Raw genomic sequence first — 12166 nt, 5'->3', positions numbered from 1 at the left:
TTCTGTACAGGATGACCACCTCGGAGAGGCCCCGGAGGCACGTATGGCGATCGATCATCTGGACGGCGGGCTCATCGTGCTGCTGGCGCGGGAGCCGCGGATCGGGGTCGTGGAGATGTCCCGGCGGCTCGGAGTGGCGCGCGGCACGGTGCAGGCCCGGCTCGACCGGCTTCAGTCGAATGGCGTCATCCGGGGATTCGGCCCGCAGGTCGACCCCGCCGCGCTGGGCTACCCGGTGACGGCGTTCGCGACCCTGCAGATCCGGCAGGGACAAGGTGCCGACGTACGGGCGCATTTGACGACCGTCCCCGAGGTCCTGGAGCTGCACACCACGACCGGCACCGGGGACATGCTGTGCCGGCTCGTGGCCCGCTCGAACGCCGATCTCCAGCGGGTGATCGACCGGGTTGTCGGTTTTGATGGCATCGTCCGGGCCTCCACGGCGATCGTCATGGAGAACCCCGTTCCGCTGCGGATCATCCCGCTGGTGGAGCAGGCGTCGGGAGACTCCTGACGCGGCTCCGCGCGGACGACCCGTCGAGGAGGGGGCCGACTCCGGGCGCACACCGTCGTGAGGTGAGGGTCCGTGAACTTCTGGGAGTACCTGAGCAGCCGCCATCAGCAGCTGCTCACGGACGCGTACCAGCACGCCAGCGCGGTCTTCCAGTGCATGGTCGTGGCGACCCTCATCGGCGTGCTGATCGGTGTCGTCACCTACCGCAGCGAGTGGGCGGGCAGCCTCGCCACCACCGCCACCTCCACCGTCCTGACCATCCCGTCGCTCGCCATGATCGGTCTGCTGATCCCGATCGTGGGTCTGGGCGTCCCGCCGACGGTGACCGCGCTGACCCTCTACGGACTGCTGCCGATCGTGCGCAACTCGATCGTGGGCCTGCGTGGCGTCGACCCCTCCCTCGTGGACGCGGCGACCGGCATCGGGATGTCACGCATCACCCGGCTGCTCAAGGTGGAGCTGCCGATCGCCTGGCCGCCGATCCTCACCGGCATCCGGGTCTCCACGCAGATGCTGATGGGCATCGCCGCGATCGCCGCGTACGCCTCGGGGCCGGGTCTCGGCAACGAGATCTTCCGTGGCATCAGCTCCCTGGGCAGCAAGAACGCACTCAACCAGGTGCTCGCCGGGACGCTCGGGATCATCATCCTGGCGCTCCTTTTCGATGCCGCGTACGTCGTCGTCGGGCGGCTGACCATCCCGAGGGGGATCCGTGCCTGAGCCTTCCGCGCCCGTCTCCGACGCCGCTCCCCCGCCGGTCAGGGCGCCCACCACGGGCGCCACCATCGAGCTGGAGAACCTCAGCAAGCGCTACCCGGGCAGCCGGGAACCCGCGGTGGACGCCGTCAGCATGGAGATCAAGGCGGGCGAGCTGGTCGTCTTCGTCGGCCCCTCGGGGTGCGGGAAGTCCACGACGCTCAAAATGATCAACCGGCTGATCGAGCCGACCGGCGGGCGCATCCGCATCGGCGGCGAGGACGTCACCGACATGGACCCGGTGAAGCTGCGCCGCAAGATCGGTTACGCGATCCAGGCGTCCGGGCTCTTCCCGCACATGACGGTCGCGCAGAACATCGCCCTGGTCCCGAAGATGATCGGCTGGCCGCGGACGCGGATCACGGCGCGGGTCGAGGAGATGCTGGACCTGGTCGGCCTCGACCCGGGCGAGTTCCACGGCCGGTATCCGCGCCAGCTCTCCGGCGGCCAGCAGCAACGCGTGGGTGTGGCACGGGCGTTGGCGGCCGATCCGCCCGTCCTGCTGATGGACGAACCGTTCGGCGCGGTCGACCCGATCACCCGCGACCACCTCCAGGACGAGCTGATCCGCCTGCAGCACGAGCTGCACAAGACGATCGTCTTCGTCACACACGACTTCGACGAGGCCATCAAGCTGGGCGACCGGATCGCCGTCCTGCGGGAGCACTCGCACATCGCCCAGTTCGACACCCCGGAGGCGATCCTCACCAACCCGGCCGACGACTTCGTCTCCGGCTTCGTCGGTGCGGGCGCCGCCCTGAAGCGGCTCAACCTCTCCCGCGTACGGGACGTGGGGATCACCGACTATCCGACGGTCACCGTCGACGACCCGCTCCAGGACATCTTCAACAAACTCCGGTCGAGCGGTACGAACGAGATCCTGCTGCTCGACCGGCGGGGCCGCCCCTACAAATGGCTGCGCCGGGGCGACCTGATGCGGGCGCGGGGCTCGCTTGCCCGGGCCGGCACGCTGGTGCACGACACCGTGACCCGGGACGCCACCCTGCGGGACGCCCTCGAAGCCGTCCTCACGGACAACACGGGGCGGGTCGCGGTCACCGGACGGCGCGGCGAGTACATCGGAGTCGTCGACATGGAGACGCTGATGAACTCCGTGCAGGAACTCCTCGAAGCCGACCGGCTCGACGCGATGGAGCACCAGCACGAGCTGGAGGAGGCGCGCGCCCAGCAGACCCACCTCGCGCAGGAGGGCGCCGAGGACGGGGAGGCGAAGGCGTGAGCACTCCCTGGGCGAGTCGGCGCCCGGCGGGCGAGCACGAGGTCAAGGGGCTCGCCTTCCGTGACGACGGTGACGGCAACGGCGACCACGACCGCGACCGCGACCGCGAGGATCACGGGGCGGACGGCGGGGGCGGGGCGCCGCCGTCACCGGCGGCCACCCGGCGGCGGGTCAGCTGGCAGAAGCTGACCTTTCTGCCCACGGTCCTGGTCATCCTGCTGCTCGCCACCTGGCTCTGGTTCCGGCAGGCCGACCTCGACTCGATCTCCGAGAACGCGCTGTCGAACGGCCAGGTGTGGAAGGCGCTGCGCCAGCACATCCAGCTGACGGTCATCTCCACGTTCTTCGTGCTGATCATCGCCATCCCGCTGGGCATCCTGCTGACCCGCGGTGCCTTCCGCAAGGCGACCCCGGTGGCGATGACGTTCGCCAACATGGGGCAGGCCACTCCGGCGATCGGTCTGCTGGCGCTGCTGGTGATCTGGCTCGGCACCGGCCAGAAGGCGGCCCTCATCGGCATCATCATCTACGCGGTCCTGCCGGTCCTCTCCAACACGATCGCGGGCCTGAAGGCCAACGACCCCACCCTGCTGGAAGCCGCCCGCGGCATCGGCATGTCCTCCCTCGGCGTCCTGTCCCGCGTCGAACTCCCGCTCGCCGTACCGCTGATCCTCGCGGGCGTGCGGACGGCCCTCGTGCTGAACGTCGGTACGGCGACGCTCGCCACCTTCGGCGGCGGAGGCGGGCTCGGCGTCCTGATCACCACCGGGATCACCACCCAGCGCATGCCGGTCCTGGTCCTCGGCTCGATCCTCACGGTCGCGCTCGCCCTGCTGGTGGACTGGCTCGCCTCGCTGGCCGAACTGCTGCTGCGGCCACGGGGACTGGAGGCGGGGTCATGAGGCGGGGCCGAGCGGTGGGGGCGAGCGGGGTACGGCGTCCGAGGCCGGCCGCGACTGTGTCGCTGTCCCTGTCGCTGGCCGGGACGCTGGTGCTGGTCTCCGGCTGCGGGCTGACCAGCGGTTCCCCCATGGTCGACGACGTCGGTCCCGGGACGATCGGCCGGGGCGAGCCGCTCAAGGGGGCCCATCTCACCGTCACCTCCAAGGAGTTCACCGAGCAGCTGGTCCTCGGCGCGATCATGGGCATCGCCTTCGAGGCGGCCGGCGCGGACGTCCTCGACCGGACCGGCATCCAGGGCTCCATCGGCGCCCGCGAGGCCGTCAAGAGCGGGGACGCGGACGCCATGTACGAGTACACGGGCACCGCCTGGATCACGTATCTCGGCAACGGCACCCCCATCACCGACCCACAGCAACAGTGGCAGGCGGTGCGTGAGGCGGACGCGAAGAACGGCCTCACCTGGCTGCCGCCGTCCGCCCTCGACAACACCTACGCGCTCGCCATGAACGAGGCCAACTTCAAGAAGTACCGGACCAGGACGCTCTCCGAGGTCGCCGCGCTCGCCAGGTCGGACCCCAAGGCCGTCACGCTGTGCGTGGAGAGCGAGTTCGCCAACCGCGCCGACGGGCTGCCGGGCATGGAGAAGGCGTACGGCATGAGCGTGCCCGCCGGGAACGTCACCCAGATGGACACCGGGATCATCTACACCCAGGTGGCCAAGGGGAGTTGCACCTACGGCGAGGTGTTCACCACCGACGGACGCATCAAGTCGATGCACCTGACGATCATGGCGGACGACAGGAAGTTCTTCCCCAACTACAACGTCGCCCCCGAGATCAACACCAAGGCCCTGCACGAGTATCCGGCGATCGCCACCGTCCTCGACCCGATCACCAAGAAGCTCAACAACTCCGTCGCCCAGACCCTGAACGCCAAGGTCGACGTGGATGGCGAGGATCCCCACCAGGTGGCGCTGGACTGGATGAAGCAGGAGGGGTTCGTGAAGGGGGGTTGAGTGTGACGGTACGCGTGCCGCGTCCGTGCCGGACGGGCGGGCGGGGCTGGGTTGGGCGTCGCGTGCCGGCTGGTTGGGGCGCCCGGTTCGGCGTGAGCGTGCCGGCTCGGTGAGGAGCCCGGTTCGGCGTGAGCGTGCCGGCTCGGTGAGGAGCCCGGTTCGGCTTGACCGTGGCGGCCGGCTGGGGCGCCCGGCTCAGCAGCTCGGGATGGAGCCCTTGCCCTTTTCCAGGGCCACCAGCGCGTCGACCGCGCCCTTCAGGGTGGTCACCGGGATCAGGCGCAGCCCCTTGGGGAGCTCCGACTCGGCGTCCGAGCACTCCGCCTGAGGGACGAGGAAGACGGTGGCGCCGTCCCGCCGGGCGGCCTGGGTCTTGAGGGCCACTCCGCCGACCGCGCCCACCTTGCCGTCGGGGTCGATCGTCCCCGTACCCGCGATGGTGCGGCCGCCCGTGAGGTCGCCGCCGCTGCCGTCGCCGTCCAGTTTGTCGACGATGCCGAGCGAGAAGAGGAGCCCGGCGCTCGGTCCGCCGACGTCGGCCAGCTTGAGCGTGACCTTCACGTGCTTCTCGTGGAGGTAGGACAGCGCGGCCTCGGTGGCGGTGCCCTGGGACTCCTGCATCTGCTCGGCGTTGTGCTGCTCGATCTCCTCGACGCTGTCGCCGCTCGGATAGACGGAGTCGCGCGGCATCACCGCCCGGTCCGTACGGAACCAGCTGTCCACGACCTCGCCGAGACCGACGTGCGCGTCCGGGCCCGTGGCCTCGATCGTCGTCATACGGAGCTGGCCGCTCGTCGCGCGCGTGGCCGCACCCGTGATCGTGATCACCGGGTCGCCCTTGTTCTCACCGAGGACGTTCGCCGTCAGGCCGGGCTGCGCCAGGGAGAACGGCAGCGGCGCGAACACCGCCGTGGCGAGCAGAGCCACGAAAGGTACGGCGCAGACGACGACGGCCTGGGGACGCGTGAGGCGAGAGAGCACGGGATCAATCTAACGTGACGCCACGCATCGGCTGGGGCTCGGGGCGGGGGGCGCGGGTGGGGGTCCGGGGCGGGGTGGGGCGTGCGGGGGCTGGGGCGTGGGGTGGAGGCTCGGAGCGGGGTGGGGCGTGCGGGAGCTGGGGCGTGGGGTGGAGGCTCGGAGCGGGGTGGGGCGTGCGGGGGCTGGGGCGTGGGGTGGAGGCTCGGAGCGGGGTGGGGCGTGGGGTGGGGTGGGGCGTGGGGTGGGCGGTGGCGCCACGGGGCCGCCCCGTGCGGCCGTAGTCGCACGAGACTGCCCGGGCGCTTCAGCCGAGTCGCGCCTCAGCTTCCAGTACCGGAACCTCAGGGGGTACGGCCGATGAAGGCAAGCAGGCGAGTCTGTACGTCGGCGTTTTCGGGTACCTCGACCCGTGGTCCGTACTGCCCGCTCTTGCGGAGCACGTCGTCGAGCGGCAGCATCCCGTCGAGCAACTGGGCGCACCTGCCTGGGTCGAGGCGCTCGTCCTGGCCGGTGGCCCGAGCCAGGTCCCAGGTGTGCATGAAGACGTCGGCGGTGTAGAACCGGTCGACCGCCTGGTCCAGCGGGACCTCTCCGATGTGAGGGTTCGACAGCATCCTCTGTGCCGTGGCCGGGTCGTCGAGGAGGGCCTGCACTCCGTCGCTGTGCACCGTCCAGGCCGCCACCGGGTCGTCGTCCACCGACGGGCCTTTCGGCAGTTCGACTCCGGCGCCGGCCTTCAGGAAGTCCGGGAACCACTCGACGAGGTGGCGCACCACGTCCCGGGCGAGCCACCCCTCGCACGGCGCTGGGCTGTCCCACGCCCCGGGACGCACTGCGCGCACGCGGTCCGTGAATACCTCTGTGACGGTGCGGTGTTCATCGGCTGCCCTCGTCATGATCCCAGGCCTTCCGTCTCGGTACGTCGGTCGGCGTTGCCGCTCTGGGGGCCGCCGAGCAGTTCGTCGAGCCGCTCGTGGCCTTCCCGGACACCGCGTTGCATGCCGCTCTTGATCATCGAGTCGCGGGCTTCGATGGAGTCCATGAGGGATCTGGTGGTGACCCGGGTGCGGCCGCCGAGGTCCTCGAAGGCGGTTGTCTCCAGGCTGACGGCGTCCCGGAAGCCGTCGAAGGCGAAGGTCTGCACGATGCGCTCGTTGAGGCGTACCTCGTGGAACACACCGCGGAAGCCGTACTCCGTCCCGTCGTCCTCGCGATGCACGTAGCGGTACGACCCGCCGGTGCGCGCGTCGTACTGGTCGATCCGCATGGTGAGCCGACGCGGGCCGAGCCACTGGACGACCAGGTCAGGGTCGGTGTATGCCCGGAACACGCGTCCCGGCGGAGCGTCGAACTCCCGGATGATGAGGATGGTGGGCAGAGCCGGGTCGGCCACGATCTGTGTCTCGTGCCGGCGGTTCGCCTTTGTGGTGCTCATGATGCCGCCTCCTTCGCCGGGATGCCCGTCACCGGCTGTTCCATCCGCTCAAGGACGCCATCGAGCTGACGGAAACGGTCTTCCGCCTCGCGTCGGTAGCGTTCGATCCATTGCGTCATCAGGTCGAAGACCTCGCCCTCAAGGCGGCAGGGCCGCCGCTGAGCGTCCCTGCTGCGGCTGATCAGACCGGCGTCTTCCAGGACCCTGATGTGCTTGGACACGGCCTGTACCGTCACGTCGTACGGCTCGGCCAGTTCGTTGACCGTGGCATCCCCGGCGGCCAGCCTGGCCACGATGTCGCGCCGGGTCGGGTCGGCCAGCGCGGAGAACACCCGGGACAGCCGGTCGTTGGCCATCTCGACCTCGCATCCTCAACCAATTGGTTGATTAAACCTATGGCCGAGCCATGGCGTTGTCAACCAACTGGTTGAATAGCGGTCGACGCGCCGGCCGGCCACGGCCGCCGCCCGAGATGCGCACCCGGACACCGGCCGTCCCTCCCCTCCGTCCCGGCCACCCTCAGCGCGCTCCCAACGCTCTCCGAAACACTGCCCGTCGATGCCGATCCCAACGGCGAGCACGCGGCCTACCCGCTGCACACCCCTGTGACCAGTAGGAAGGGGTTCAGGCACCGCTTCTCAGCGAAAAGCGGCGACGTTACGGGCGACCCAGTCGTTGAAGGGCCGCGGGGCGCGGCCGAGGACTCGTTCCACGTCCGAGCTGATCCGCAGTTCGGCGGGGGTCGGGGCGGCGATGATGTCCAGGGTGTCGTCGGCGAGCTCCGGCGGCACGAACCGGGTCATCGCGGCCCTGGCCTCCTCGCGGGTGAGTTCATGGAACCGCACCGGCGAGCCGAGCACGGCGGCGATGGCCTCCGCCTGCTGACGCGGCGTGATCACCTCGGGCCCGGTCAGCTCCAGGACACTGCCGGCGTGCCGGTCGTCCAGCAGGCAGGCCGCCGCGACCTCGGCGATGTCCGCCGGGTCGACGACCGGAACCCCGACATCACCGAAGGGTGCGGCGACCGTCCCTTGCGTGCGGACGGACTCCGCCCAGGCCAAGGCGTTGGAGGCGAAACCGCCCGGCCGTACGACGGCCCAGTCCAAGCCGGACTCCTTCAACGCGTCCTCCACCGCGCGCATCGCGATCCGCGACGGGCCGAGCGGCCTGGTCGCCACGCCCTGAGAAGACAGCAGGACGATCCGGCGGACCCCGCCGGCCGCGGCCAGGTCGATGAGGTCGGCCGGCCTGGCTTCGGGGGCGTGCAGGTCGCCCGACAGCAGCAGGAACAGTGCCTTCGCCCCGTCCAGCACGGGGGCGAGGCCCTGCGGCTCGGTCAAGTCGGCCGACACGTGCCGGACCCCGTCCGGCACCACCGCCGCGTGCCGCGACACCGCCGTCACCTGCTCGCCGGCTTCGGCCAGGGCCTGCGTCAAAGGCCGGCCCACATTCCCGGTAGCCCCGGTTACCACGATCATCTTCAGCTCCTAGTCCGTTGTGCACTGCGGTGGCTGACACTAGGAGCCGGGCTTACTTTTCGTAAGAACATACCTAAAGGTAAGCTCCTGACATGACAGAAGGTGCGCAGCTGGCGCGGGCCGAGGCGGGCCCTCGGTATGAGGTGTTTCACACGGACTGCCCCGCGCGCGACATGGTCGACCACGTGACCAGCAGGTGGGGTATCTGGGTGCTGATCTCCTTGCGGAGCAACGACCTTCGGTTCTACGAGCTGCGCGACAGCATCCACGGCATCAGCGAGAAGATGCTCGCGCAGACCCTGCGCGCCCTGGTCCAGGACGGCCTGGTCCGGCGGGAGGTCGCGCCGACGACGCCGCCCCAAGTCACCTACGGGCTGACCGAGTTCGGCCGGGACGTCGGTGAGCCACTGACGGACTTGTTCGACCGGATCACCCAGCGGCTGGCTGCCGGCGGAACGTCCGCCACGCAGCGGCCGGCGATCAGTGGAACGTTCGCCACGCGGCGGCCGGCGCAACAGGTCGAGCGAAGCAGCTGACCACCCCGGACCCGGCCAGGGGAGCTGAGATCCCGTATCGGGTGGGGTGGTGCATACGGGAGCCGGGAGCCGGGGGCGTGGGTGCGGGTTCGGGGTGGGTCAGCGGAGCGCTTCGGCGACCTCGCGGGCCGCGTCCACGACTCTCGGTCCCACTCTCTCCGGTACGGAGTCCGTGAGCATGACGACACCGACGCTGCCCTCGACCCCGGTCACGCCGATCAACGGGGCCGCGGCTCCGCTCGCCCCCGCCTCCAACTCCCCGTGCGTGAGCGTGTATCCGGGCTCGGCCACGGCCTGCCGGGCGGCGAGGATCGCACGGCCCGCGGCACCACGGTCCAGCGGGTGACGGAACCCGGCGCGGTACGCCACGTGATAGTCGGTCCACGTCGGCTCGACGACGGCCACGGCGAGCGCCTCGGCCCCGTCGACGAGGGTGAGGTGCGCGGTCGCTCCTATGTCCTCGGCGAGCGAGCGCAGCGCGGGCAACGCGGCTTCCCGGACGAGGGGGTGCACCTGGCGGCCCAGGCGCAGTACTCCCAGCCCGACCCGGGCACGGCCCCCCAGATCACGGCGTACGAGTGCGTGCTGCTCCAGCGTCGCAAGCAACCGGTACACAACAGTCCGGTTCACCCCGAGCTTGTTCGAGAGTTCGGTGACGGTCAGCCCGTGATCCGTGTCGGCGAGCAACTTGAGGACGCGCAGTCCCCGGTCGAGCGTCTGGGAGGTCTCCGCGGTCACGACGCCCACTCCTTCGTGGTGAGGGTCGGCGGTCCCTGCGCGGCGGTTGCGTCACCGGTCCCGTCGGCGACGCGCTACAGAGGCCGCCGGTCGGCAAGCGACCCGGGCTTTCCCGGGCGGAGTCGCTTCACGGCTGCGCTCCGCGGCGGCGCTGCCACGGGGCGTGTGCGTAGCGGGACAGTAGCGAGCCGGTCCGCTCAGCGGAAGGCACCGTCCAGAATCCGGTCACCTGCCGGGGTACGGTGATTCCGTTTGCCCCAGTACGTACGGAGCGGATCACTCGGCGTACGCCACCCCTGCACACGGCGCGCACCCCCAGGCGCACCACTCAACCGCGCGCTCCCTGGGGCGCGGCGCGCGCCGAAGACACGGGAGTCACCGGAGTCGGTGGAGGCACCGGGCTCGCTGGAGGGACCTGAGTCGGTGGAGGCACCGGGGTCGCTGGAGGGACCGGAGTCGGTGGAGGCACCGAAGCCGCCGAGCCCCCGGAGTCACCGCATCCGCGTTGCCCACTCCTGCACCTTGGCGATCCGCTGCCGCAACTGGCCCGCCGTGGCCTCCGCGCTCGGCGGACCGCCGCACACGCGCCGCAGCTCGGTGTGGATCACGCCGTGCGGCTTGCCGGTCTGGTGGACGTACGCGCCGACCATGGTGTTGAGCTGCTTGCGCAGTTCGAGCATCTCCTTGTGGGAGACGACCGGCCGCCGCTCGGCGGGGAGTTCGAGGAGGTCGGCCTCGTCGTCCGGCTTCTTGCGGCTGTGCGCGATCTGCCGGGCCTGCCGCTTCTGCAGCAGCAGCTGGACCTGATCGGGTTCGAGGAGCCCGGGGATACCGAGGTAGTCCTGCTCCTCCTCGCTCCCCGGATGGGCCTGCATCCCGAACTCGGCGCCGTCGTAGAGCACCCGGTCGAAGACGGCGTCGGACTCCAGCGCCTCGAAGGGCAGCATGTCCTCGCCGGTGTCCTCGTCCTGCTGCTTCTCGGCCTCCTCGAGAAGCTTGTCCTCTTCCGCGTACGGGTCCTCCTCGCCGTCCTTCTTCGGCTTGTCGAGGACGTGGTCGCGCTCGACCTCCATCTCATTGGCGAACGTGAGGAGGTCGGGGACGGTCGGCAGGAAGACGGAGGCGGTCTCGCCACGGCGCCGGGACCGTACGAAACGGCCCACGGCCTGCGCGAAGAAGAGGGGCGTGGAGATGGTGGTCGCGTACACCCCGACTGCGAGCCGGGGCACGTCGACACCCTCGGACACCATGCGGACGGCGACCATCCACCGGTCGTTGCTCTGGCTGAACTCGTCGATCCGGCTGGACGCGCCCGTGTCGTCGGACAGCACCAGCGTCGCCTTCGTACCCGTGATCTCGCGGATGAGTTTGGCGTACGCGCGTGCCGAGTCCTGGTCGGAGGCGATGACCAGGGCGCCCGCGTCCGGGATCGCCTTGCGGACCTCGGTCAGCCGCTGGTCGGCGGCGCGCAGCACGCTCGGCATCCACTCACCGCGCGCGTCGAGTGCGGTGCGCCAGGCCTGCGAGATGGCGTCCTTGGTCATCGGCTCGCCGAGCCGCGCGGCGATCTCGTCGCCCGCCTTCGTACGCCACCGCATGTTGCCGCTGTAGGAGAGGAAGATGACGGGCCGCACGACCCCGTCGCCCAGGGCGCTGCCGTAGCCGTACGTGTAGTCGGCCGCGGATCGCCGGATCCCGTCGTTCCCCTCTTCGTACGCCACGAACGGGATGGGGTTGGTGTCGGAGCGGAACGGCGTACCGGTGAGCGCGAGCCGGCGGGTGGCGGGCTCGAACGCCTCCAGGCAGGCCTCGCCCCAGGACTTGGAGTCGCCGGCGTGATGGATCTCGTCGAGGATGACCAGGGTCTTGCGCTGCTCCACGCGGTTGCGGTGCAGCATGGGCCGCACGCCGACACCGGCATACGTCACGGCGACACCCTGGTAGTCCTTGCCGAGCGGGCCCGCGCTGTACTCGGGGTCGAGCTTGATCCCTATCCGCGCGGCCGCCTCCGCCCACTGCTTCTTCAGATGCTCGGTCGGCGCGACCACGGTCACCTGTTGCACGACGTGGTGGTGCAACAGCCAGGACGCGAGCGTCAGCGCGAAGGTCGTCTTGCCGGCGCCGGGTGTGGCGACGGCCAGGAAGTCGCGCGGCTGCTCCTGGAGATACCTCTCCATCGCCCCCTGCTGCCAGGCGCGCAGCTTGTTGGCGGTACCCCAGGGGGCCCGGCCGGGGAAGGCGGGTGAGAGGTGGTGCGAGGAGGCGGCACTGGCGGCGGTGGTAGTCACGGTCTCCGTGGGTGGTCGAATCAAGGGCCGCGCGCTGCGCCTCGGGTGGGGCGGCGATGCGAGACGGGCGGGCGGCTCGGCTACGTATGACAACCGGGCCACCCTACCGGCGCCCCGGACGTGTCAACGGGCGGACGACGCGGGGGCACCCATGGATGGGACTCAGGTCACAGAGCGCGCCCGCCGCCGTGAGCACCGCTCTCCATCTTGAGCACCGATCTCTGTCGCGAGCACCGATCTCTGTCGCGAGCGGCGCTCTCGGTGGGGAGCAGCGATCTCGGT

General features: G+C 70.4%; 13 protein-coding genes. 6 read left to right on the top strand and 7 right to left on the bottom strand.

The genetic code is table 11. From position 1 onward, the window contains the following. Positions 1-43: 43 nt before the first annotated feature. From ACFVYF_RS26065 to ACFVYF_RS26045, 5 genes are all read left to right on the top strand, one after another. Complete coding sequence (locus ACFVYF_RS26065) at positions 44-514, top strand: Lrp/AsnC family transcriptional regulator (protein WP_389459122.1); 471 nt, start codon at positions 44-46, stop codon at positions 512-514. A 72-nt stretch (positions 515-586) separates the two neighbouring features. After that, a complete protein-coding gene (locus tag ACFVYF_RS26060; RefSeq protein WP_389459120.1) occupies positions 587-1234 on the top strand; it encodes an ABC transporter permease in 648 nt (215 codons plus the stop codon). After that, positions 1227-2510, top strand: coding sequence for a betaine/proline/choline family ABC transporter ATP-binding protein (locus ACFVYF_RS26055; RefSeq protein WP_389459119.1), 1284 nt, complete (start codon positions 1227-1229; stop codon positions 2508-2510). The genes ACFVYF_RS26060 and ACFVYF_RS26055 overlap by 8 nt, the downstream gene beginning before the upstream one ends. After that, the gene (locus ACFVYF_RS26050) at positions 2507-3412 is read left to right on the top strand and encodes an ABC transporter permease (protein WP_389459117.1); all 906 of its coding nucleotides are present in this window, start codon (positions 2507-2509) and stop codon (positions 3410-3412) included. Before ACFVYF_RS26055 ends, ACFVYF_RS26050 begins: the two co-directional genes overlap by 4 nt. A 128-nt stretch (positions 3413-3540) precedes the next feature. After that, a complete protein-coding gene (locus ACFVYF_RS26045) occupies positions 3541-4428 on the top strand; it encodes a glycine betaine ABC transporter substrate-binding protein (protein WP_389459334.1) in 888 nt (295 codons plus the stop codon). Positions 4429-4623: 195 nt separating this feature from the next. Here the strand turns inward: ACFVYF_RS26045 and ACFVYF_RS26040 are convergent, their stop codons facing one another. From ACFVYF_RS26040 to ACFVYF_RS26020, 5 genes are all read right to left on the bottom strand, one after another. Further along, positions 4624-5409 (bottom strand): S16 family serine protease, encoded by a 786-nt coding sequence (locus ACFVYF_RS26040; protein WP_389459115.1) that lies wholly within the window; start codon positions 5407-5409, stop codon positions 4624-4626. Positions 5410-5750: 341 nt separating this feature from the next. Further along, on the bottom strand, positions 5751-6251 hold the full coding sequence (locus tag ACFVYF_RS26035) for a TIGR03086 family metal-binding protein (protein ID WP_389459113.1): 501 nt from the start codon (positions 6249-6251) through the stop codon (positions 5751-5753). A gap of 50 nt (positions 6252-6301) precedes the next feature. Next, positions 6302-6844: an SRPBCC family protein gene (locus tag ACFVYF_RS26030; RefSeq protein WP_389459111.1), complete on the bottom strand. Its 543-nt coding sequence runs from the start codon at positions 6842-6844 to the stop codon at positions 6302-6304. After that, positions 6841-7200 carry an ArsR/SmtB family transcription factor gene (locus ACFVYF_RS26025; RefSeq protein ID WP_389459109.1) on the bottom strand — a complete coding sequence of 120 codons (360 nt, stop codon included), beginning with the start codon at positions 7198-7200 and terminating at the stop codon, positions 6841-6843. The genes ACFVYF_RS26030 and ACFVYF_RS26025 overlap by 4 nt, the downstream gene beginning before the upstream one ends. Positions 7201-7482: 282 nt before the next feature. After that, positions 7483-8322 carry an SDR family oxidoreductase gene (locus ACFVYF_RS26020; RefSeq protein ID WP_389459107.1) on the bottom strand — a complete coding sequence of 280 codons (840 nt, stop codon included), beginning with the start codon at positions 8320-8322 and terminating at the stop codon, positions 7483-7485. Between the two features lie 92 nt (positions 8323-8414). On the opposite strand from ACFVYF_RS26020, the gene ACFVYF_RS26015 reads away from it, so the two are divergent. Then, complete coding sequence (locus ACFVYF_RS26015; RefSeq protein ID WP_389459105.1) at positions 8415-8858, top strand: winged helix-turn-helix transcriptional regulator; 444 nt, start codon at positions 8415-8417, stop codon at positions 8856-8858. A gap of 99 nt (positions 8859-8957) precedes the next feature. Here ACFVYF_RS26015 and ACFVYF_RS26010 read toward each other — a convergent pair whose 3' ends face one another. Both ACFVYF_RS26010 and ACFVYF_RS26005 read right to left on the bottom strand, forming a co-directional pair. Continuing rightward, entirely contained in the window at positions 8958-9596 is a 639-nt protein-coding gene (locus tag ACFVYF_RS26010; protein ID WP_389459103.1) for an IclR family transcriptional regulator, read from the bottom strand. Between the two features lie 491 nt (positions 9597-10087). Further along, the gene (locus ACFVYF_RS26005) at positions 10088-11884 is read right to left on the bottom strand and encodes a DEAD/DEAH box helicase (RefSeq protein WP_389459101.1); all 1797 of its coding nucleotides are present in this window, start codon (positions 11882-11884) and stop codon (positions 10088-10090) included. Positions 11885-12166: the final 282 nt, after the last annotated feature.

The sequence above is a fragment of the Streptomyces sp. NPDC058274 genome (assembly GCF_042881375.1).
Classification (GTDB): Bacteria; Actinomycetota; Actinomycetes; order Streptomycetales; family Streptomycetaceae; genus Streptomyces.
This window is presented reverse-complemented; position numbering and strand designations above follow the sequence as displayed.